The sequence below is a fragment of the Pandoraea commovens genome, from assembly GCF_024704525.1.
Classification (GTDB): Bacteria; Pseudomonadota; Gammaproteobacteria; order Burkholderiales; family Burkholderiaceae; genus Pandoraea; species Pandoraea commovens.
The window spans coordinates 3801437-3824332 of record NZ_CP102780.1 but is presented as its reverse complement, the minus strand read 5'-3'; the positions used below and the strand labels follow the sequence as shown (position 1 = coordinate 3824332).

The 22896-nt window shown below is 65.0% G+C and carries 18 protein-coding genes; 10 read left to right on the top strand and 8 right to left on the bottom strand.

Translation table 11 applies throughout. From position 1 onward, the window contains the following. Nucleotides 1-85 precede the first annotated feature (85 nt). The 4 genes from acnD to NTU39_RS17315 are packed head-to-tail and all read left to right on the top strand — an operon-like array spanning nucleotide 86 to nucleotide 6212. Entirely contained in the window at nucleotides 86-2686 is a 2601-nt protein-coding gene (gene acnD / locus NTU39_RS17330) for a Fe/S-dependent 2-methylisocitrate dehydratase AcnD (RefSeq protein WP_257958146.1), read from the top strand. A gap of 11 nt (nucleotides 2687-2697) precedes the next feature. Continuing rightward, a complete protein-coding gene (gene prpF / locus NTU39_RS17325) occupies nucleotides 2698-3903 on the top strand; it encodes a 2-methylaconitate cis-trans isomerase PrpF (RefSeq protein ID WP_150663291.1) in 1206 nt (401 codons plus the stop codon). Between the two features lie 49 nt (nucleotides 3904-3952). Next, nucleotides 3953-5410, top strand: coding sequence for a bifunctional 2-methylcitrate dehydratase/aconitate hydratase (locus tag NTU39_RS17320; RefSeq protein WP_257958145.1), 1458 nt, complete (start codon nucleotides 3953-3955; stop codon nucleotides 5408-5410). A gap of 13 nt (nucleotides 5411-5423) precedes the next feature. Continuing rightward, entirely contained in the window at nucleotides 5424-6212 is a 789-nt protein-coding gene (locus tag NTU39_RS17315; protein ID WP_257958144.1) for an NAD(P)-dependent oxidoreductase, read from the top strand. Here NTU39_RS17315 and NTU39_RS17310 read toward each other — a convergent pair. Then, the gene (locus tag NTU39_RS17310) at nucleotides 6149-7405 is read right to left on the bottom strand and encodes an MFS transporter (RefSeq protein WP_373275318.1); all 1257 of its coding nucleotides are present in this window, start codon (nucleotides 7403-7405) and stop codon (nucleotides 6149-6151) included. The two genes, NTU39_RS17315 and NTU39_RS17310, sit on opposite strands and share 64 nt — an antisense overlap. Before the next feature lie 155 nt (nucleotides 7406-7560). Between NTU39_RS17310 and NTU39_RS17305 the strand changes: the two genes are divergently transcribed. After that, nucleotides 7561-8454 carry a LysR family transcriptional regulator gene (locus tag NTU39_RS17305; RefSeq protein WP_150663288.1) on the top strand — a complete coding sequence of 298 codons (894 nt, stop codon included), beginning with the start codon at nucleotides 7561-7563 and terminating at the stop codon, nucleotides 8452-8454. A 9-nt stretch (nucleotides 8455-8463) separates the two neighbouring features. On the opposite strand, the gene NTU39_RS17300 is transcribed toward NTU39_RS17305, so the two are convergent. Then, a complete protein-coding gene (locus NTU39_RS17300) occupies nucleotides 8464-9615 on the bottom strand; it encodes a glycerate kinase (RefSeq protein ID WP_150663287.1) in 1152 nt (383 codons plus the stop codon). 496 nt (nucleotides 9616-10111) lie between these two features. Between NTU39_RS17300 and NTU39_RS17295 the strand changes: the two genes are divergently transcribed. The 4 genes from NTU39_RS17295 to glpK all read left to right on the top strand — a co-directional run bounded on the left by NTU39_RS17295 (nucleotide 10112) and on the right by glpK (nucleotide 14878). After that, nucleotides 10112-10615 carry a hypothetical protein gene (locus tag NTU39_RS17295; protein WP_150663286.1) on the top strand — a complete coding sequence of 168 codons (504 nt, stop codon included), beginning with the start codon at nucleotides 10112-10114 and terminating at the stop codon, nucleotides 10613-10615. Between the two features lie 115 nt (nucleotides 10616-10730). After that, entirely contained in the window at nucleotides 10731-11564 is an 834-nt protein-coding gene (locus NTU39_RS17290; protein ID WP_246184449.1) for a DeoR/GlpR family DNA-binding transcription regulator, read from the top strand. Between the two features lie 213 nt (nucleotides 11565-11777). Beyond that, on the top strand, nucleotides 11778-13298 hold the full coding sequence (gene glpD / locus NTU39_RS17285; protein WP_150663521.1) for a glycerol-3-phosphate dehydrogenase: 1521 nt from the start codon (nucleotides 11778-11780) through the stop codon (nucleotides 13296-13298). Between the two features lie 77 nt (nucleotides 13299-13375). Beyond that, nucleotides 13376-14878: a glycerol kinase GlpK gene (gene glpK / locus NTU39_RS17280; protein WP_150663285.1), complete on the top strand. Its 1503-nt coding sequence runs from the start codon at nucleotides 13376-13378 to the stop codon at nucleotides 14876-14878. 764 nt (nucleotides 14879-15642) lie between these two features. Here the strand turns inward: glpK and NTU39_RS17275 are convergent. Both NTU39_RS17275 and NTU39_RS17270 read right to left on the bottom strand, forming a co-directional pair. Beyond that, on the bottom strand, nucleotides 15643-16347 hold the full coding sequence (locus tag NTU39_RS17275) for a fumarylacetoacetate hydrolase family protein (protein ID WP_150663284.1): 705 nt from the start codon (nucleotides 16345-16347) through the stop codon (nucleotides 15643-15645). Between the two features lie 119 nt (nucleotides 16348-16466). Continuing rightward, nucleotides 16467-16886: a VOC family protein gene (locus tag NTU39_RS17270; protein WP_150574797.1), complete on the bottom strand. Its 420-nt coding sequence runs from the start codon at nucleotides 16884-16886 to the stop codon at nucleotides 16467-16469. A gap of 168 nt (nucleotides 16887-17054) precedes the next feature. Between NTU39_RS17270 and NTU39_RS17265 the strand changes: the two genes are divergently transcribed. Beyond that, nucleotides 17055-17981 (top strand): LysR family transcriptional regulator, encoded by a 927-nt coding sequence (locus NTU39_RS17265; protein WP_150663283.1) that lies wholly within the window; start codon nucleotides 17055-17057, stop codon nucleotides 17979-17981. Here NTU39_RS17265 and NTU39_RS17260 read toward each other — a convergent pair. Genes NTU39_RS17260 through NTU39_RS17245 form a run of 4 tightly spaced genes read right to left on the bottom strand, consistent with a single transcriptional unit; the run spans nucleotide 17953 to nucleotide 22679 of the window. Beyond that, nucleotides 17953-19536, bottom strand: coding sequence for an efflux transporter outer membrane subunit (locus tag NTU39_RS17260; RefSeq protein ID WP_257958143.1), 1584 nt, complete (start codon nucleotides 19534-19536; stop codon nucleotides 17953-17955). The genes NTU39_RS17265 and NTU39_RS17260 overlap by 29 nt on opposite strands. Nucleotides 19537-19540: 4 nt before the next feature. Beyond that, nucleotides 19541-20707: an ABC transporter permease gene (locus NTU39_RS17255; protein ID WP_257958142.1), complete on the bottom strand. Its 1167-nt coding sequence runs from the start codon at nucleotides 20705-20707 to the stop codon at nucleotides 19541-19543. After that, on the bottom strand, nucleotides 20704-21732 hold the full coding sequence (locus NTU39_RS17250) for an ABC transporter ATP-binding protein (RefSeq protein WP_257958141.1): 1029 nt from the start codon (nucleotides 21730-21732) through the stop codon (nucleotides 20704-20706). The genes NTU39_RS17255 and NTU39_RS17250 overlap by 4 nt, the downstream gene beginning before the upstream one ends. Next, nucleotides 21729-22679 carry an HlyD family secretion protein gene (locus tag NTU39_RS17245; RefSeq protein ID WP_257958140.1) on the bottom strand — a complete coding sequence of 317 codons (951 nt, stop codon included), beginning with the start codon at nucleotides 22677-22679 and terminating at the stop codon, nucleotides 21729-21731. Before NTU39_RS17245 ends, NTU39_RS17250 begins: the two co-directional genes overlap by 4 nt. Nucleotides 22680-22896 lie beyond the last annotated feature (217 nt).

The following is a 22896-nucleotide window of genomic DNA, read 5'->3' as shown; positions in this document are numbered from 1 at the left end:
GGCGTCGCTGCTCCGTTATTCGCATCGCGCATCGCACACACCGTGCGCGCCAACTTGTCACCGGCCGGGCCGACACCTTCCTCACATGATGAACACCGAATACCGTAAATCCCTGCCCGGGACGTCGCTCGATTACTTCGACGCCCGTGCTGCCGTCGAGGCCATTGCTCCGGGCGCGTACGACACGCTGCCGTACACCTCGCGCGTGCTGGCCGAGAACCTCGTGCGCCGCTGCGATCCGGCGGCGCTGACCGATTCGCTCAAGCAACTGATCGAACGACGTCGCGACCTCGATTTCCCGTGGTTCCCCGCACGCGTGGTGTGCCACGACATCCTCGGCCAGACGGCGCTCGTCGACCTCGCGGGCCTGCGCGACGCCATCGCGGCGCAAGGCGGCGACCCGGCGCTGGTCAACCCGGTCGTGCCGACCCAACTGGTGGTCGATCACTCGCTGGCCGTCGAATGCGGCGGCTTCGATCCCGATGCGTTCGCGAAGAACCGCGCCATCGAAGATCGTCGTAACGAAGACCGCTTCGACTTCATCAACTGGACGAAGAAAGCGTTTCGCAACGTCGACGTGATTCCGCCGGGCAACGGCATCCTGCACCAGATCAACCTGGAGCGCATGAGCCCGGTGATTCAGGTGGCGGACGGCGTCGCTTACCCCGACACGCTCGTGGGCACCGATTCGCACACGCCGATGGTCGATGCGCTGGGCGTGATCGCCATTGGTGTGGGCGGGCTGGAAGCGGAGAGCGTGATGCTTGGGCGCGCGTCGTGGATGCGCTTGCCGGACATCGTCGGCGTGGAGCTGAAGGGCAAGCCGCAGCCGGGTATCACCGCCACCGACATCGTGCTCGCGCTGACCGAATTCCTGCGCAAGGAAAAGGTCGTATCCGCGTATCTGGAGTTCTACGGGGAAGGTGCGGCGAACCTCACGCTGGGCGACCGCGCGACGATCTCGAACATGGCGCCGGAGTTCGGTGCGACGGCGGCGATGTTCTACATCGACGCACAAACCATCAAGTACCTGAAGCTCACCGGCCGTGACGACGCGCTCGTCGCGCTGGTCGAGACGTATGCAAAGCAAACTGGCTTGTGGGCCGACACGCTGACGAGGGCCGAGTACGAGCGCGTGCTGACGTTCGATCTGTCGAGCGTGGTGCGCAACATTGCCGGTCCGTCGAACCCGCACAAGCGTGTGCCGACGAGCGAACTCGCCGCACGCGGCATCAGCGGCACGGTGGAGAACGAGCCGGGGCTGATGCCCGACGGCGCGGTCATCATCGCCGCCATCACGAGCTGCACGAACACCAACAACCCACGCAACATGATCGCAGCGGGTCTGTTCGCGCGTAACGCCAACCGGGTGGGTCTCGTGCGCAAGCCGTGGGTCAAGAGCTCGCTTGCGCCCGGCTCGAAGGCCGTCACGCTGTATCTGGAAGCGGCGGGCCTGCTGCCGGAACTTGAGGCGCTCGGCTTCGGCGTGGTCGCTTATGCGTGCACGTCGTGCAACGGCATGTCGGGTGCACTCGATCCAGTGATTCAGAAGGAAGTCGTCGAGCGTGACCTGTACGCGACGGCTGTCCTCTCGGGCAACCGCAACTTCGATGGCCGCATCCACCCGTATGCGAAGCAGGCGTTTCTCGCCTCGCCTCCGCTGGTGGTCGCTTACGCCATTGCCGGGACCATCCGCTTCGATATCGAGAAGGATGTGCTCGGTGTCGACGCCGATGGCAAGCCGATCAGACTCGCCGACCTGTGGCCGAGCGATGAAGAGATCGACACCATCATCGCGAGCAGCGTCAAACCGGAGCAGTTCCGTCGTGTGTACGAGCCGATGTTTGCCGCGTCGGTGGACCACGGCGAGCGGGCCGAGCCGCTGTACGACTGGCGCGAGATGAGCACGTACATCCGACGTCCCCCGTACTGGGAGGGCGCGCTTGCCGGTGAGCGCACGCTGCGCGGCATGCGCGCGCTGGCGGTGCTGGGCGATAACATCACGACCGACCACCTCTCGCCGTCGAACGCCATCATGGCCGACAGCGCAGCGGGCGAGTACCTCGCGAAGATGGGCCTGCCGGAAGAGGACTTCAACTCGTACGCCACGCACCGAGGCGATCACCTCACGGCGCAGCGCGCCACGTTCGCCAACCCGACGCTCAAGAACGAGATGGTCGTGGTCGACGGACAGGTCAAGGCAGGGTCGCTCGCTCGCATCGAGCCGGAAGGCCGCGTGACGCGCATGTGGGAGGCCATCGAGACGTACATGGCGCGCAAGCAGCCGCTCATCGTGATCGCCGGGGCCGACTACGGTCAGGGGTCGTCGCGCGACTGGGCGGCGAAGGGCGTGCGTCTGGCGGGCACCGAAGCCATCGTCGCAGAGGGCTTCGAGCGCATTCACCGCACCAATCTGGTTGGCATGGGCGTGTTGCCGCTGGAATTCAAGCCGGGCACGAACCGCAAGACGCTGGGCATCGACGGCAGCGAGACGTTCGACGTGATCGGCGAGCGCACGCCGCGCGCCGACCTGACGCTGGTCATCCACCGAAAGAACGGTGAGCGCGTCGAGGTGCCGGTGACGTGCCGTCTCGACACGGCTGAAGAAGTTTCGATTTACGAGGCGGGCGGGGTGCTGCAGCGCTTCGCGCAGGACTTTCTGGAATCGTCGCAGGCAGCCGCCTGAGGAGAGATGTGATGGCGCATCAGCCACAAATTCGCATTCCCGCCACGTATATGCGTGGCGGTACGAGCAAGGGCGTGTTCTTCCGCCTGCAGGACCTGCCCACCGCCGCGCAGACACCCGGTGCGGCCCGCGACGCGTTGCTCATGCGCGTGATCGGCAGCCCGGACCCGTACGGCAAGCAGATCGACGGCATGGGCGGCGCGACGTCGAGCACCAGCAAGACGGTCATCATCGCCAGGAGCGAGCGGCCCGGGCACGATGTGGACTACCTGTTCGGGCAAGTCTCCATCGACCAGAAGTTCGTCGACTGGAGCGGCAACTGCGGCAATCTGTCGGCGGCCGTCGGCCCGTTCGCGATCAGCGGCGGACTGGTGGACCCGGCGCGCGTGCCGCGCGATGGCGTGGCCGTCGTCCGCATCTGGCAGGCCAACATCGGCAAGACGATCGTCGCCCATGTGCCGATGACGGACGGTGCTGTGCAGGAAACGGGCGACTTCGAACTCGACGGCGTGACGTTCCCGGCCGCCGAAGTGCAGCTCGAATTTCTCGATCCGGCCGCCGAAGAAGAGGGTGACGGGGGCGGTGGCGCCATGTTCCCGACCGGCAATCTCGTCGACGATCTCGAAGTCCCCGGCGTGGGCACATTCAAGGCGACGATGATCAATGCGGGCATCCCGACCATCTTCCTGAACGCCGAAGAGATCGGCTATAAGGGCACCGAATTGCAGGACGCCATCAACAGCGATCCGAAGGCGCTTGCCATGTTCGAGACGATCCGTGCACACGGCGCGATTCGCATGGGACTGATCAAGGATGTGTCGGAAGCGGCCACGCGCCAGCACACGCCGAAGGTCGCGTTCGTGGCGAAACCGGCGGGCTACACGGCGTCGAGCGGCAAGGCTGTGAATGCCGGAGATGTCGATCTGCTCGTGCGCGCGATGTCGATGGGCAAGCTGCATCACGCGATGATGGGGACGGCGGCCGTGTGTATCGGTGCGGCGGCCTCGATTCCGGGCACGCTCGTGAATCTGGCGGCGGGCGGTGGCGAGCGTAATGTTGGTAGTGCTGTACGCTTCGGTCATCCGTCCGGCACATTGCGTGTCGGGGCGGAAGCCAACCAGGAAGGCGGCGAATGGACGGTCACGAAGGCCATCATGAGCCGCAGCGCGCGCGTGTTGATGGAGGGCTGGGTGCGCATTCCGGGAGATGCCTTCTGACCGGACGCGGGTCCGGTACCGAACCGTCTCACCTCACAGGAGGTCGTCAATGTCCGCAGGTGCTTCGAACGTTGCGAATGTGCGTCCCTCGCCCGACAAAGTCCTGACGGACATTGCCGACTACGTCCTGACCTATGAGATCCGTAGCGATCTCGCCTTCGACACCGCACGCAACTGTCTCATCGACACGCTTGGGTGCGGTTTCGAAGCGCTCTCCTATCCCGCGTGTACCAAACTGCTCGGCCCGATTGTGCCGGGCACGGTCGTGCCCAACGGCGCGAAGGTGCCCGGCACGCCATATCAACTCGATCCGGTACAGGCCGCCTTCAGTCTGGGGGCGATGATTCGCTGGCTCGACTTCAACGACACGTGGCTTGCGGCCGAGTGGGGGCATCCGTCGGATAACCTCGGCGGCATTCTGATGACGGCCGACTGGCTCTCGCGCACGGCCGTCGCGCAGGGGCAGCCGCCGCTGACAATGCGTCACGTGCTCGCGGCGATGATCAAGGCGCACGAAATTCAGGGATGTCTCGCGCTGGAGAACTCGTTCAATCAGGTCGGGCTCGATCATGTGGTGCTGGTCAAGGTGGCGTCGACGGCAGTCGTCGGCGAAATGCTGGGCCTGTCGCGCGACGAACTGATCGCTGCGCTCTCGCTGGCGTTCGTCGACGGGCAGAGCCTGCGCACGTATCGTCATGCGCCGAACACCGGCAGCCGCAAGTCGTGGGCGGCAGGCGATGCGACGAGCCGTGCGGTACGCCTCGCGCTCATGGCGCGCACCGGCGAGATGGGCTATCCGTCGGTGCTCACGGCAAAGACGTGGGGCTTTTACGATGTGCTGTTCAAGGGCAAGCCGTTCGCGTTCCAGCGGCCTTACGGGTCGTATGTGATGGAGAACGTGCTGTTCAAGATTTCGTTTCCGGCCGAGTTTCACGCACAGACGGCTGCCGAGGCGGCGATGACGTTGCATCGACAATTGCTGGCGATGGGGCGTAGCGCACAGGACATCCGCTCGGTGAAGATTCGCACGCATGCGGCGGCGATTCGCATCATCGACAAGCAGGGGCCGCTCGCCAATCCGGCGGACCGCGATCACTGCATCCAGTACATGGTGGCTGTGCCGTTGCTGTTCGGACGGCTGACGGCGGCCGACTACGAAGACGATGTGGCGGGCGATCCGCGCATCGATGCATTGCGCGCGAACATTGTGTGCGAGGAAGATCCGCAATTCACCCGCGACTATCACGATCCCGACAAGCGCTCGATTGCCAACGGACTCACTGTCACGCTGAACGACGGTACGGTGCTCGACGAAGTGCTTGTGGAGTACCCGATCGGGCATCGGCGACGTCGCGACGAAGGCATCCCGTTGTTGGTGGAGAAGTTCAAAACGAATCTGGCGCGCCGCTTCGCCGCACGGGCGCAGACGCGCATTCTCGACGTGGCACTGGATCGGCAACGGCTCGAAACCATGCCCGTCCATCAGTTTGTGGACTTGATGGTGTGAGGAGGCGAGGTGTATGACGTACGTCCACGCGATAGGAACGGCGCTGGTCGTAGGTGCGACGGGCGCAACAGGACGATTGCTCGTGCAGCAACTGCTCACGCGTGGTTGGCATGTGCGGGCGATTGTGCGCTCCGGCAAGCCACTTGATGCGTTAGCCGGTCACGCACAACTATCGCTTGTGCAGGCCAGCGTGCTAGATCTGAGCGACGCCGCGTTGGCCGACCATGTCGCTGGTTGCGACGCGGTAGCGTCGTGTCTCGGACACAACCTCACACTCAGCGGTATCTACGGCGAACCGCGTCGACTCGTCACCGAAGCGACGCGTCGTTTGTGCCGCGCCATCAAGGTCAGCGGTCGGGCATCCGCCGTTCGCTTCGTGCTGATGAACACCTCCGGCAATCGCAATCGCGATCTGTTCGAGCCGGTATCGGTTGCGCAGCGGTGCATCATCGGCGCAGTTCGCCTGCTGCTGCCGCCACATGCCGACAACGAGGCGGCTTCGGATGTGCTGCGCGTCGAAATCGGTCGCGACGATCCTGCCATCGAATGGTCGGTGGTGCGTCCGGACAGTCTTGTCGATCATGTCGACGTCACCGCTTACGAAGCGCACCCCTCACCCATCCGAAGCGCGCTGTTCGACGCTGGCAAGACCAGTCGCATCAACGTCGCCCACTTCATGGCCGACCTGATGACGCAAGACGATGTCTGGTGCCGATGGCGGCACCAGATGCCGGTGCTCTACAACGTCGACACACCTTTGCCCGGCGCCTCAGACCTACCGCGCAGTCCGCCGACCCAGTGAAGCGCGAGGGCCAGCACACCGAGCGCAACGCCCAGACTCACGACGCCCGTCCATCCGAAGCGCGCCATCAGCCATCCGCTCACCGTCGCGCCCACTGCGCCGCCAAAGAACGTCGCCGTCATATAGAGGCTATTGATTCGCCCCTGCGCTTTCGGGTCCACCGCGAAAGCACGTGTCTGGTTGGACACAAGACCTGCTTGGACGCCGATGTCGAGCACGATCACCCCGATCACGAGCCACGCCAGCGAGAGGTTCGCGCCCCCGAGCAGCACGTAACTGAGCGTGACGATGGCGATGCTCACGCCGACCACGCCGCGCGGCCCCAGCTTGTCGGTGGCACGTCCGCCGAAAGACGCGGCGAACGCACCCGCCGCGCCGATGATACCGAACGCGCCCGCCCACGCGCTGCCGAGATGCCACGGCCCGTCGGCGAGCAGTGCCGCCAGATTCACCCAGAACGCGTTGAAGCAGGCCCAGAGCAGCGCCTGAATCGTCATCGATTCGCGCAGGGGGCGATGGTCGCGAGCCAACGGCCACAGTGACGCCAACAGACGACCATACGAAAGGTCCGTGCTGGGGCGCCCCTTCGGCAACAACAGTGCGGCGGCGATCCACACCGGGATCATGAAAGCGGCTTCCACGCCGTAGACGGCGCGCCATCCGAACCCTTCACCGACAACGCCCGCAATCGTTCGTCCGAGCAGAATCCCGATCATGATCCCGCTCACGACGGTGCCCACCGCCCGGCCGCGCTGACTCGGCGCCGACATGACGGCGGCGAACGGCACCAGTTGCTGCGGCACACAGCACACGATCCCCAGACCGAACGATGCGCCGATCAACGCCCAGATGCCCGGGGCAAATGTCGCGGCCAGCGCGAAGCAGAAGGCCAGCGCAATTTGCGCGAGCACGAGTTTGCGGCGGTCGTAGCGGTCGCCCAGCGGCAGCAATAACGCGAGCCCGGCGGAGAAGCCCAGCAACGCGGCGGCCGCGACGAGGTCCACCGTCCCGAGATCGACGCGCATGTCCGCAGCGATCAGCGGCAGGATCGGCTGCGTGCAGTAAATGTTGGTGACGACCGCGCCAGCAATCACCCCCATCATCACGATCTTGCTGTGCGAGGCGATTTCCTGTGCCGCGTGTGGCGGGGCGGTAGTGGTGGAAGGGGCGGTGGGGGAATTGGGCGGACGCACGATGCTCTCCTGATGTGACGATGACCGGTGCGGGAAGGGGCGGTGTCGTGTGACGACCGTGACTCACCCCGCTCAGGTCTCGACATTACGTGGTTGCATCCACGTAGAGAATCCATCAAGATCGGGAATCATCTTTCCAAAATTTGGTAGGGTCCATGAATCGACTCGAATCCATGTCGATCCTGATCGCAGTGGTCGATGCGGGCAGTTTGTCGGCCGCAGCACGCGGACTCGGCATGCCGCTGGCGACCGTCAGTCGTAAAGTCGGGGAACTGGAAGCGCATCTGAAAACGAGGCTGCTGCATCGCACGACGCGCCAGTTGTCGCTGACCGAAGCCGGGAGTGCGTACGTGGCCGCGTGTCGCAGAATTCTCGAAGAGATTGGCGAAGCGGAGCGCACGGCGACGGGCGAATATGCCACGCCGAAAGGCGAACTGGTGCTGACCGCGCCCGTCGTCTTCGGGCGTCTGCACGTGCTGCCGGTCGTGGCGGAATTCCTCGCGCAGTACCCGGAGATCGACGTCAGTCTTCTGCTGACCGACCGCGTCGTGCATCTGATGGACGAGCAGGCGGACGTAGCGCTGCGCATCGGTCATTTACCGGATAGCTCGATGGTGGCGTCGCGCATCGGGACCGTGCGACGCGTTGTCTGCGCCAGTCCGGAATACCTGGCGACGCATGGCGAACCGAAGAAGCCGCAGGATCTTACCGGTCAGGCGTGCATTACGTTCGAGGTGCTGGCGTCGCGCCGTGCGTGGGAGTTCGGCGAGGGACGAACCGGGCAGTCGGTGCCCATTCGCTCGCGGCTCGCGGTGAATACCGCCGAAGCGGCGATCTCGGCGGCGGTGCTCGGTGTGGGCTTCGTGCGGGTGTTGTCGTATCAGGTGGCGCAAGCGGTGCGCGACGATGCGCTACGCGTGGTGCTGGACGACTTTGAAGCCGCCCCGCTCCCCGTCAATCTGGTGCACAAGGGGCAAACGCCGTTGCCCCTGAAACTGCGTGCATTTCTCGACTTTGCCGTGCCACGTCTACGGGCACGCATCGCCTGATCCTTGCGCTCAACCCTTGTGCGTATAACGCAGCCGCGTCATCTGTTCGGCGCTATCGGTCAGCAGACCGGCAGCGTCGGCAATGGCTTTCTCCAGCGTGGTCGGACCGAACGTCAGCGAGAAGCAGCCCGAGAAGACGCGCGACAGACTCTCCAGCGCCGTGCGGTCGATGGCCCCTGAGAGCAGCGATGCCGTCGCGCCTGCCTTGATGGCGACCTGTGCGGCGATCATCGGCGTCTTGCCCGAGAGCGTCTGACCGTCGCTGCGGCCTTCGCCGGTGATCAGCCAGTCGGCGCCCTCTACCGCTTGCGGCAGTCCCACGCGCTCGGCCACCACTTCCGCGCCCGAGCGGAACTGCGCGCCCAGCAGGTGCAGCGCGAAGCCAAGACCGCCCGCTGCGCCTGCGCCCGCGCGACTCGCGGCTTCGCTGGCGTTGAACGCGCGGTGTGCGTGCCCGGCGAAGTGGGCGATAGCGCGGTCGAGAGGTTCGACCTGTGCTTCGCTCACACCTTTCTGCGGGCCGAAAATCGCCGTCGCACCTTGCTGGCCGTTCAGCGGATTGTTGACGTCCGACATGGCCACCAGCTCGCAATCCTTCAGACGTGCATCGAGCCCGTTCAAGTCGATCGACGCTACGCGATGCAGTGCCGCCGGGACCGGTTGCACTTCTTCACCGGCTTCGTCGAGCAAACGGGCGCCGAGGCCGACGAGCAGACCTGCGCCGCCATCGTTCGTGCTGCTGCCGCCCAGACCGATCAGCACGCGGCGCGCGCCGGTGTCGAGCAGGGCGCGCAGCAGCTCGCCAAGGCCGACCGTCGAGCGCTCGGCCACCGGCGTCTGCATGCCGACCGGATCGGTAATGCTGACGACATTTGCACTTTCCAGCACGCCCGTACCGTCGGGCATGACACCGTACTCGGCCGTCACCGACGCCTTGCCCGCGCCACGCACGGACAACGGCACGCGTCGCCCGCCTGCGGAGAGCAGGGCGTCGAGCGTACCTTCGCCACCGTCGGCCATCGGGCGCAAGCGCAGATCGGCATGCGGCAGCACGCGGGCGATGCCTGCGGCGATGGCTTGCGCCACTTCAGGCGCGCTCAGCGAACCTTTGAAAGAATCGGGGGCGATGACGATGATCGGGGCTTGCGCATTGCTGGACATGGAAATCGGGACAGTCGCAAAAAGTGAAACGGGTTGGCTGGCGTCACGCGTGCTCGCTGTCCGCTTATTGTTATCGCTTATGGCGTTCCGGCGAGGCGGTGAGTTATCCGCGAACCGGTGGCAGAGCACACGCTGACTCGCTGCCGGATGGGGCGCGAGGCGGTGCGGCGAGTGTGACAGAAACCAGCAATATACGCGATTCGGGCCTGCGCGCATTGCGCGAATTGCCATGCTATGAATAACGCGAGTAAGATGAGCGCCAACTGGCGTCGCCCGATAGGCTACAAGGCCCGTGCAATCGAAGCGCGGGACATGTGCGGGTGAGTGCCGGGCCAGTTGTCTTACAGATCGCGATTTGGCGGTAATCGGGACGACGGGTCGATCAACAAGACCAAGACGGCGCGCGCGATGGCTTCGCACGGATGCATCAAGACATCCGCTGGCCACCGCACCATCGCGCGCCGGGATCAGATACCAGCATGTGTGGAGCGGGGCAATGGACCGGGGCATCAACACGAATTCCGACACGGCGCGCGGGGCGCAGCGCCGTGTGGCCAGCGCGCTTGCCGCGGCGGGCGTGACGTTCGCGGTGCTGCTCGCCGGGTGCGCGCAAACCGCACCCGTCGCCGCGCATGACGATCCGCCTGTGGGCAGCGTCGCCGATGTGGCCCCGGAGAATGTCAAAGTCGAGACCTTGCCCGCGTACCGCGACACCATCGACGACGCGCGGGGCAACGGCGCCGTGTGGCAGGGATCGTCCAAGAAGGCTTTCGCGCGCGTGAGCGCCTGCACGGCCCGGCTGTGGAAGAAGCAACTGCCTTACGCGCGACTGCAACGCGTGAAGGCGGGCACGGGCCAGACCCTCGAACTCTCCTCGAACGACGACGGCATTCTCGCCATCCTCGACCTCGCGCCGCGCAAGCCTGGCAGCGAAGGCTCGCTCTATCTCGGCTCGACCGGCCCGCAATCGCTCGCCGACGCCGTACGCCAGTGCCTTTGACGGCATGACCGGACACACGCCGGTCACGGTGGTGTCATACAACGACGGGGTATCATGACGGCGAACGCGCAGCCAGCCGGGCTGCGCGATGGTTTTTCTTTGCGCGTGCGTGCCGATGTCTCATAACGAATCCGCCGAATCCGTCGATGTCTCCGAAGGTCCGATCGCGGCTGGCGATGCTGGCCAGGCGTCGCTGAACCCGCGTCAGCAGGCGCTTTTCGACGCAGTGCGCCGCGACGGTTTTCTCACGGTCGACGAACTCGCCGCCCGCTTCGACGTCACCCCGCAAACCATCCGGCGCGACATCAACTTCCTCGCCGAGCGCAAATGGGTACGTCGCTATCACGGCGGTGTCGGCTTGCCCGGCGGCGCTGAGAACGAAGCTTACGACGCCCGTCAGACGCAACTGGCCGACGAAAAGCGCCGCATCGCTGTGCGCCTCGCCGAGCAAATTCCCGATCACGCCTCCCTCTTCATCAATCTGGGCACCACGACGGAGGCCGTGGCGCGGGCGCTGTCGCGTCACCGGGGGTTGCGCGTCATTACGAACAACCTGCATGTGGCGGCCATGATGAGCGGTTATGCCGACGCCGAGGTCATCATCACGGGCGGCGTGGTGCGCGCCCGGGATCAGGGCGTGACCGGCGAGGCCACACTCGATTTCATCCGCCAGTTCAAGGTCGACTTCGGCATCGTCGGTATTTCAGCCATCGATGCCGACGGGACGCTGCGCGACTTCGATTACCGCGAAGTACGTGTGGCCGAGGCCATCATCGCGCAGTCGCGCACCGTGTTTCTGGCGGCCGATCACAGCAAGTTCGGACGTCCGGCGCTGGTGCGGCTGGGGCATCTCTCACAGGTCGACGCGCTGTTCACCGATCGCCCGGTGCCTGCAAGCATGGATGCCGTGATTGCCGAGGCCGGCACGCTGGTTCACATCGCAGATTGATCGACGCTGCGAATTCGCACATCGGCCCAATGAAATGTGCGAATTCGAAACTCATGGCGCGTGATCTGTTAGAATTCGAATGTTGATGTTCGGAAACGAACATTGCAACGCATCAAAGCGAACATTTTCGAACTTTCCTGATTTGACCCCCATCGCTGGGAGTAACACGTGCAGACACCCGCTCAAACGCCATTGGACAACGGCTCGGCCCCTTTGGCGTCGGCTCCAACTTCCGCCCCTTACGATTTGCTGGTCGTCGGTGGCGGCATCAACGGCACCGGTATCGCGCGTGATGCCGCCGGTCGCGGTCTGCGTGTATTGCTTGTCGAGCAGGACGATCTGGCGTCGCACACGTCGTCGGCCAGCACCAAGCTGATTCACGGCGGTCTGCGCTATCTCGAGTACTACGAATTCGGACTGGTGCGCAAAGCGTTGCAAGAGCGCGAAGTGTTGTTGCGCGCGGCCCCTCACATCATGTGGCCGCTGCGTTTTGTCATGCCGCACATGCCGAACCTGCGTCCCGCCTGGATGATCCGCGCGGGGCTGTTTCTTTACGATCATCTGGCGCGTCGTGAAATTCTGCCTGGCTCGCGCGGCATCGACCTGCGCCAGCATCCGGCGGGTGCGCCGTTGCGTCAGGACCTCACGCGCGGCTTCGTCTACTCGGACGGCTGGGTGCAGGATGCACGACTGGTGGTACTCAACGCGCAGGACGCGGCCGAGCGAGGCGCGACCGTCCTTACGCGCACGCGTCTGGTGGGCGCAGAGCGCGGCGAGCACTCGTGGACGGCGCAACTGGAGACGACCACCGGCGAGCGTCAGACCGTGCGCGCGCGCGCCATCGTCAATGCAGCGGGGCCGTGGGTCGGTCATCTGCTGGGCGACGTGTTGCGTCAACCGGCAACGCATCGCATCCGCAACGTCAAGGGCAGTCACATCGTGACGCGCAAGCTGTTCGATCACGACCACGCCTACATCTTCCAGAACCCCGACAAGCGCATCATCTTCGCCATTCCGTACGAGCGCGATTTCACGCTGATCGGCACGACCGATCTGGAGTACCTCGGTGACCCGGCGAAGGTCGAGATCAATGAAGACGAGATCGCTTACCTCTGCAAGTCCGCCAGCGAGTACTTCACCAAGCCGATCGTGCCCGCCGACGTTGTGTGGACGTATGCGGGCGTGCGTCCGCTAATGGAGGAAGATGTGTCGAATCCGTCGGCCGTCACGCGCGATTACAAGCTCGAACTCGATGCCCCCGGCACGCGCGCGCCGCTGCTCTCCGTGTTCGGCGGCAAGATCACGACGTACCGGCGTCTTGCGGAAGAAGCGATGTCGCATCTGCACGGTGCGCTGGGTTTTACGCATGGCGACTGGACGGCGGGCGCACCGCTGCCGGGCGGCGATATGGCCGAGCCCGACGCGGGCGCTTTCGAGACGTCGCTGCGCGCGCAGATGCCGTGGTTGCCGTCGTCGCTGGCTCAGCGCTACGCGCATACCTACGGCACGCGCACGCATGTGCTGGTCGGCGACGCGAACTCGCTCGACGGCCTCGGCACCCGCATCTGCGGCGATCTCTACGAAGCCGAATTGCGCTATCTGGTGCAGTACGAATGGGCGCGCACCGCGCAGGACGTTCTGTGGCGTCGTACGAAACTCGGTCTGCACGTCGGCAAAGAAGGTGCGGCCAGCGTTGAGCAATGGTTTGCTCAGCATCTGGAAATGGCCGCCTGAGTCCGTCGGGAAGTCATCGCACTATCGCAACATCGCACAAGCAAGACTAAAAAAGCTGGATCAAGGAGACGAATGCAATGGCAGGAGGCGCCTACATCCTCGCGTTCGATCAGGGCACGACGAGTTCGCGAGCGCTGCTGTTCGATCGCGACGGTCACGTCGTCGCGACCGCGCAGAAAGAGTTCCGTCAGATCTACCCGCATCCGGGCTGGGTCGAGCACGATCCCCGTGAAATCTGGGCGACGCAAGCCGGTGTCGCCGCCGAAGCGCTCACGCACGCGGGCGTCGGTGGCAGCGACATCGCGGCCATCGGCATCACCAATCAGCGCGAGACGACCATCGTGTGGGATCGGCGCACGGGCGAGCCGGTGTACAACGCCATCGTCTGGCAGGATCGTCGCACGGCCGATTTCTGCGACGCGTTGCGTGCGCAAGACAAGGAGGCGCTCGTCGCGCAGCGCACCGGTCTGCGCATCGATTCGTACTTCTCCGGCACCAAGATCCGCTGGATTCTCGATAACGTCGACGGCGCGCGCGAAGCGGCCGACGCGGGGCATCTCGCGTTCGGCACCGTCGATAGCTGGCTCGTATGGCATCTGACCGGCGGCAAGCTACACGTGACCGACGTGTCGAACGCGTCGCGCACGATGCTCTTCAACATCCACTCGCTCGAATGGGACGAAGCGCTGCTGGCGCTGCTCGACGTGCCGCGCAGCATGCTGCCCGAAGTCCGTTCGTCGAGCGAAGTCTATGGGCACACGGCTACACCGTTATTCTCTGCGCCCGTGCCGATTGCGGGCATCGCGGGCGATCAGCAGGCCGCGCTGTTCGGGCAGATGTGTCTGTCGCCGGGCATGGTGAAGAACACCTACGGCACGGGCTGCTTCATGGTGATGAACACCGGCGACAAGCCGCAGGCGTCGAGCCATAACCTGCTGACGACGGTCGCCTGGAAGATCGGCAATCGGGTGGACTATGCGTTGGAGGGCAGCATCTTCATCGGTGGCGCGGTGGTCCAGTGGCTGCGCGACGGGCTGGGCATCATCCGTCATTCGCGCGATGTCGAAGCGCTCGCCACCAGCGTGCCCGATGCCGACGGCGTGGTGCTCGTGCCCGCGTTCGCCGGTCTCGGCGCGCCACACTGGCAGCCGCGCGCACGCGGCACGCTATTCGGCGCGACGCGAGGCACGACCGCTGCACACGTGGCGCGTGCCGCGCTGGACAGCATCGCGTTCCAGACGCTCGACGTGCTGCGCGCCATGGAAGCTGACGCTGGTCTGCATGTTTCGGAATTGCGCGTGGACGGCGGTGCTGCGGCCAACGATCTGCTGATGCAATGGCAGGCCGATCTGCTCGGCGCAGACGTCGTTCGTCCCAAGGTGATCGAGACGACGGCCGCAGGCGCGGCATACCTTGCGGGACTCGCGGTAGGGTATTGGCCGGACATCGACACGTTGCAGCGTCAATGGCAATTGCAGCGGCGCTTTTCGCGCAAGTTGTCCGAAGACGACGTCAATCGCGCGGTCGCTGGCTGGCAGCGCGCGGTGCGTGCGGCGAAGGTCTGGGCGGAAGAAAGCTGATCGGAAATCGCTGATCGGAAAAACAGGCGCACCGCACTCGCGGGCGCCTGTCGCAAAAGAAGTCACCTGACGAGGGAAGACTTCAGACGCAAATCGCATTAACGCAATGCCCGCCCGGGCGCGACATGACGGCGGTCTCCGGCGGCATCATGCCGACGGTGCCGCCAACTCGCACATCGTTCGCGGGGGTGACGTCGGGCCGACTTGGCAGGACTCGCAGGCGCGAGCGACCTGACGCAGGGACTTAGGGCGCAAGGCCCGGTGCGGCGCATTTGCATGATCCTCTCCCCGAATATTCCCAACGCACGATCCGTCTCTTCACACGACGGTCACTGGTGCAATCCGTCCGCACCCGGGGCGCTCCCGGCGAGGGGATAGGCATCGGGCGTGCCGGGGCCATGTGGCGTGCATGGCTTGATTCCCGAGGCGGTCGGCCAGGCGAAGAGACTTCCCCGAGGGCGGACGGCTTGCATCTTCCTTAATGCGAGAACCGTGCCAAAGCACGCAACCCATTGAATCGACAGGGGAGTTCGGCAAATGAAACGGGAGATTTGTCGCTATGCAGCGAAAAACGTTTCAGGAATGAACGAGGACGAACGAGGGGCGGGGAAGGAAAATTCGTGACGCGTCTGACGGCAATTTAGGCAATGCACTTGACAGCCAATGCCGACGGGCGATTGCGCCGTCGGCATGGCACTTATGCATAGGGTTATCAACAGTTGCTGTGGATATCCTTGCCGTCAGAGGTAAGGTTCGTTGCGAACTCAGGCGGCGGGCTTCCGGCCGACGGTGAACGCGATTTCACCGACCCCGGCAACACCGGCGCTCACCTTGTCGCCCGGCTCCAGCGGGCCGACGCCGGCGGGCGTGCCGGTGAAGATCAGGTCGCCTGCGGCAAGTTTCACGCTGCGCGAGATCTCGGCGATCAAGTCGGGCACCGACCAGATCAGTTCGTTGAGATCACCGGTTTGACGGTTTTCACCGTTCACGTCGAGCCACACACGGCCTTCGTTCGGATGACCGACTTCGTCCACGGCGTGCAGCGGGCCGCACGGTGCCGACGCGTCGAACGCCTTGCCCCAGTCCCACGGACGGCGCGTGTCTTTCGCCTGCTGTTGCAGATCGCGACGCGTGAGATCCACACCGACGCCATAACCCCACACCAGAGACAGCGCATCGCCCACATCCACGTTCTCGCCGTCGGCACCGATGGCGACTACCAGTTCGATCTCGTGATGCAGCTCACTGGTGAGCGGCGGGTAGGGCAGCGTGCCCTCGGCGGCGACCACGGCGTCAGCGGGCTTCATGAAGAAGAACGGCGGCTCGCGGTCCGGATTGCTGCCCATTTCGCGGGCATGCGCGGCGTAGTTACGGCCAACGCAGAACACGCGGCGCACGGGGAAACGGGCATCGCTGCCAGCGACGGCGACCGACGCTTGGGGCGGGGCCGAAATAACGAATTGGCTCATGAGAGGACTCTCGACTGATATGAGACGAATACCGACAACAAACACAAAACAACAAACGTCGTCCGACTATCAAGTGCCGGACGACGTGGGAAATTCCGATGCTACGCGCCGTGCGCCGATTACTTGGCGAACACCTGCGACATGTCCGCGAACGCCTTGAACTCCAACGCGTTGCCCGACGGGTCGTAGAAGAACAACGTCGCCTGTTCGCCGACTTGCCCCGCGAAGCGGATATGCGGCTCGATCACGAAGCGGGTGCCAGCGGCGCGCAGGCGCTCGGCCAGTGCGTGCCACGCAGGCATGTCAAGGATAACGCCGAAATGCGGAACGGGAACCTCGTCGCCGTCGACCGGGTTCGTGATGCGCTTACCTGCCTCATCGGGCGAGAGGTGCGCGACCAGTTGATGCCCGAAGAAATCGAAGTCGATCCAGTGATCCGAGCTACGGCCTTCGGCACAGCCCATCACGTTGCCGTAGAACTGGCGGGCAGCGTCGAGATTGTGGACGGGGAAGGCGAGGTGGAACAGCGGCGTTGCCATGAGAGTCTCCGGTGCAATGTGGGGTTGAATTCGGGGAGCGGTTTTTCCGTACGACGCCCCGCGTTATGACGCGTCACCTGCGTGCGCCGATTTCCGGTAAATTCTATCTATCGATAAAAATAATTAAAAACGAATAATTCGACCACTCAGTAGCAAAATTTTCGATTAATGATCCGTTACCTCAAAACCTTTGTCACGGCAGCCGAAACCGCGTCGTTCTCCGCAGCGGGCGCGCGTCTCGGACTGACACAGTCCGCGGTGAGCGCGCAGATCCAACGCCTGGAAGACGACCTCGGGGTGCAGCTCTTCGAGCGCACCGGACGCGCCGTGTCGCTCTCCGACGATGGCCGCCGACTGCTGTCGCAGGCGCAGGGCGTGATCGCGGGCTACCAGTCCATGCGCGGCGAGGCGGGCGCGTTCGGCGGTCAGGCGGCGCTCGCGCCGATCAACGTCGGCGCGATTCTGACTGTGCAGTTGGGGCTACTGCCGGGCGCAGTGCAACGCTGGACGGCGCTGGGGGCGATGCCTCATCTGAACATCGTGCCGGGGATGTCGGTGCAACTGCTGGCTCAACTCGACGCCCGGGAACTGGATCTGGCCGTCATGATTCGTCCGCGCATCGGCGTGCCCGTCGACATGAAGTGGCTCACGTTGATGCACGAGCCGTATGTGGCCATCGCGCCGAAAGGCACGCGCGGGACGGTCGCCGACTGGAGTACGACGCTGCCGTTCGTGCGCTACAACCGGCGCTCGTACGGCGGCGATCTCGTCGAGCGATACCTGCGACGGCATCGGCTCTGGGTGCGCGAGGGCGTGGAGCTGGACGAGCCGGAAGTCATCCTGCGCATGGTGCGCGCAGGGCTGGGCTGGTCCATCGTGCCTGCGACGCTCATCGGATTGCCTGTCGACGCCGACATGACCCGCACGTCGCCGAAGCAGGGTAAGTCTGGGGGCGTGGGCGTTCAGGTATTGCCGCTGTCGGGCGCGCCGCTCACGCGTGAGCTTGGGGTGCTGGCGCGTCAGTCGGCGCTCAAGCGTGCGCCGGTCAATGCGTTGATGAAATGCCTCAGCGAGGAGGCGGCGTCGCGGGGGTAACCGGCCCATGAGGCGTGTCGCCCGCACCGGCGTCGCCATCGCCATCGCCATCGCCATTGGCAGACGGCACGGTGGCCGCCCCTCCCAGCGCTTGCCAAAGCGCCGCAGTATCGGCCAGCCGTGCGCCTTGCGTCTCCAGCCGTGCACGGGTGGCGTCAAGCGCCTGACGTTGCGCGTCGAGCAGGGCGAGATGACTGATGCCGCCTGCACGATAGCGAGCCTCGGCGATGCGGTAGGCATGCTCGGTGCGTTGCGCGGCGTCGGCCTGTGCGACCAGCTTGTCGGCATCGGCGTCGAGCGCACGCATCGCATCGGCGACTTGCGCGAGACCGAGCAGCACCGTGTCCTGATACGACGCGAGCGCTGCGTCATACGCGGCCACCGCCGAGCGACGTTGTGCGCGCAACTCGCCGCCACGCAAGAGCGGTTGCAGCAAGTTCATCCCGATATTCCAGATGTTGATGCCGTTGCCCAGATCGGCGGTGCGCATGCGTTGCGTGCCGAAACTGCCGGACAAGGTGAATTGCGGATACAGGTTCGCCGTTGCGACGCCCACGTCTGCGCTGGCCTTGTGCAATAGCGCTTGTGCTGCGCGGATGTCGGGGCGTCGGCTGGCCAGCGTGGAGGGCAGCGATACCGGCACCGTTTGCGGTAGTTGTAATGTCGTCAGGTCGATCGTCGGTGACGTGAACGCCCCCGGCGGCTGACCGACCCAGCGTGCCAACTGATGGTCGTACTGTGCGATTTGCTGACGAAGCGGCGGCAATTGCGCCGACGTTTGTGCGACCAGCGCGGCCTGATTCTGGACGTCGAGCGTCGCGACGCCGCCAGCTCGTTCCCGCGCGCGCGTGATGTCGAGCTGCTGACGCTGTGCACTCAGCATGCCGTCCAGCGCGGCAAGTTGGGCGCGGGCACTGGCCTGTCGCAACGCGGCCGTTACCACGTTGCCCGCGAGCGAGAGGCGTGCGGCGTCGCGTTCGAAGCGTTGATAGTCGATCTGTGCGGCAAGCCCTTCGAGCGCACGACGGTTGCCGCCGAAGACATCGAGCGTGTACGACACATCGACGCTCGCGTTGTACAGCGTAAACGGGCCGGGACTCGGCACACTGGTGATACCGAACGACGCGAGATCGACCTGCTCGCGCGTGCCGGAGAGCTTCAGGTCGGCGGACGGCAGCAGGCGCGCCCCCGCCTGCGCGCGATAGTCCTCCTGCGCCTGACGCAGTTTCGCCTCGGCTTGCCGAAGCGTCGGACTGTCGGCCAGCGCCTGCGCGACCAACGCGTTCAGCGCGGGCGAACCGAAGCGCGTCCACCATTCGGCGGGCACCTCGTCGCCGGTGATCAGCGTCTGGGGGCCGCTCTGATGGGCGACGTCGCCTGAAGTCCCCGCCGTTGTGACCGGTTGCGTCCCGCTGGTGTACTGCGCGACGGTCGGGCTATCGGGCGTGTGGAAGTCGGGGCCGACGGCGCAGGCCGACAGCGCGCCGGTCAGCCCGATCAACAGACCGAGCTTGAGCGGTGCGAAGCGAGAGGGCGGTGGGCGCATGGCGAGCATGGAGCTAGTCGAGCGTGCGTTTATAGAACCTGACGGCCACCGTCATCAGCACGGCGCAGAAGACGAGTAGCGGCCACAGGTCGTGCCAGGCGTCGGCCCAGCCATTGCCCTTGAGCAGAATGCCGCGAATGAGCCGGTTGAAATACGTGAGCGGCAGCACGTTGCCGATCGCCTGTGCCCATGCGGGCATGCCGCGAAACGGAAACATGAAGCCGGAGAGCAGCATGTTCGGCAGAAAGTAGAAGACCGTGAGTTGCATCGCCTGCAACTGATTCTGCGCGAACGACGACAGCGCGATGCCGACCGTCAGATTGGCGGCAATGAAGACGAGTGCCGACAGATAGATCGCGATCACGCTGCCTTCGAAGGGCACGTGAAACACGAAGCGCGCTGCGATCAGGATGATGCTCGCCTGAATCAGGCCGATGGCGATGTACGGCACGATCTTGCCCGTCATGACCTCGATGGGCAGCACCGGTGTGGCGAGCAGATTCTCCATCGTGCCGCGCTCGCGTTCGCGCACGATGGCCAGACCGGTCATCATCGCGAGCGTCATCGTTAGGATCACGCCCATCAGCCCGGGAATGATGTTGTACTGCGTGATGCCCTCGGCGTTGTACAGCCGATGCACCTGAACGTCGAAGGGCGCATTACCGGATGAAGCGGATGATGAGCCAGACCCACCCAGCGACGCCAGCGGCCCCGTCAGATCCTTCTGCGCGACGGACTGGGCGATGGCGGGCAGCGCGCCAAGCGCCGAGGCCATGGCCATCGGGTCGGTGGCATCGGCTTCGACGAGTAGCGCCGGGCGCTCGCCGCGCAGCAGGCGGCGTGTGAAGTCGGTCGGGATGTTGAGCACGAACTGCACGCGGCCTTGCGCGAGGGCGGCGCGTCCGGCCTCTTCGCTCGTGAGCGTCTCGGTAAAGCGGAAGTAGCCCGAGTGCTGCATGGCGGCGGTGAAGCTGCGTGTGAACTCGCTGTCGTCGTGCATCAGCACCGCCGTGGGCATGTGCTTCGGGTCGGTGTTGATGGCGAAGCCGAAGAGTGTCAGTTGCACGAGCGGCACGGCGACGATCATGGCGAACGTCACCCGGTCGCGGCGCAACTGGAGAAACTCCTTGCACACGATGCTCCACCAGCGCGCGACGGAGAAGCCCAGCGGTGCGCTCATGAGCCGTCTCCGAAGTTGTCTTTCGCGTGACTCATCAGATAGATGAAGACATCTTCGAGACTCGTCTCGATGGGCGTCGCACGCAGCCCGCGCTCGGTTTCGAGGCGGCGCAGGAGCTTCTCCAGTGCGTCGGCGTCGGTGCCGCTCACATGCAAGGCGCTGCCGAACGCGACCGTCTGCGCGACGGCCGGTTGTTCGCGCAACTCCCGCGCGAGATCGACAAGGTCGTCGCCATGCACGGTCCACGTCGACAGATGCTGGCTTTCGATGACCTCGGCCGCCGAGCCTTGCGCGAGCAGTTCGCCGTACGAGATGTAGGCCAGCTTGTGGCAGCGTTCCGCCTCGTCCATGTAGTGCGTGCTGACGAGCACCGAAATACCCTGGGCCGCCAGTTCGTGCAGTTCCTCCCAGAAGTCGCGCCGTGCCGTCGGGTCGACACCTGCGGTCGGCTCGTCGAGCAGTAGCACTTGCGGCTCGTGCAGCATGCACGCCGCGAGCGCGAGCCGTTGCTTCCATCCCCCTGAAAGCGAGCCGGTCAGTTGCTTCGCCCGCGCTTTGAGGCCAAGGCGCTCGATAGCGTGTTCGACGGCCTCGCGCCGGTTGGGCATGCCGTAGACACGGGCGACGAAATCGAGGTTCTCGCGGATCGTCAGGTCTTCCCAGTACGAGAAGCGCTGCGTCATGTAGCCGACGTGCCTTTTGATCTGTGCGGACTCACGCACGATGTCGAAGCCGAGGCATGTGCCGCTACCCGAGTCGGGCGTGAGCAGGCCGCACATCATGCGAATGCAGGTCGTCTTGCCGCTGCCGTTCGGCCCGAGAAAGCCGAAGATCTCGCCGCGCCGCACCTGCATCGACAGGTCCTTGACGACATGTTTGTCGCCGAAGTGCTTATTCAGGCCGCGCACGTCAATGGCGAGTGTGTCGTCGTCCTGCGGGACGTTTTGCCGTCCCCTCTCGGGCGACGATGCGTTTCGTTGCGCGGCGGCGCGATCTGAGCGATTCGCGTTGTGAGGGGCGGTCATCGGCGCGTCACCTGCACGGGCTGGCCGGGGTTCAGCTTGATGGCGTCTGTGGCTGCCGGATGCGCCTCGATCATGTACACGAGCTTATCGCGCGTGTCGTTGCTGTAGATGACGGGCGGCGTGTATTCCGCCTGATTGGCGACGTAGGTTACGCGCGCATCCACGCCCGCACCGCAGCCGTCGCAGGCGATGTGTACGGTCTGCCCGGCGCGCAGTTCGCCGAGCGCGGCCTCGGGCACGAAGAACCGCACCTTGATGTTCGCGGGCGGCAGCAGACGCACGACGGGACTGCCCGCCGCCACCCATTCGCCGACGCGGTACATCGTGTCGAAGACGCGACCGGCGGCGCTCGCGACGGCGTGCTTCTGCGAGAGTTGCCAGTCGGCCTGCGCGAGCGACGCGCGTGCTACGTCGACCTGCGCCGCTTGCGACTGGCGCTGAGCCTCGCGGCCGGGCAGACGGGCGACGGCCAGACTGGCCTGCAATTCCTGCACCCGTGCTTCGGTGGTGCGGGCGTCGGCCCGGCTGGCTTCGAGTTGTTCGCGGGAGATGCCGCCAGCGGCGTATTGCGCCTGATCGCGGTCGAACTGGCTGCGCGCTTTGTCGCGGGCGGCGATGGCCTGCGTGAGCTGGGCCTTTGAGACGTCGATTTCGTCGGGACGTTTGCCTATGCCGAGATCGCGAAGTTGGGCTTCGGCGCTCGCAAGTGTCTCGCGTGCGTGGGCCTGAGCAGCCCTTTCAAAGGTGGATTCGAGATCGAAGAGGACATCGCCCGCTTTCACCTCCTGGCCGCGCGCGACGGCAAGCGACAGCAAGGTGCCCGCCTGCGAGGAGGCGACGTAGACGAACTCACCTTCGACATAGCCTTGCCACGGCTCGGGGCCACGGTTGCCGCAACCGGCCAGCAGCGCGAGCGCAGCGATGGCGGTCGAAGAAGCAAGGGTCATCGCTTTGTTGCACATGCGTGGGAGTGCCGACATGGCGCGCCTCGTGCGTTGCGGTTGTCCGTCGCCACCTTAGCGCAAAAGCGAACCCGGCGGCAATCGGGGCGGGCCGTGTCCGGTGTGCTCAGGACTGGCCTTACGACCGGACTCGCAAACCGGGAAGCCGCATGCGTGCGATGTGACTCTCTGTTATTGTGCGCACATGTCCGGCAGCGCGGGG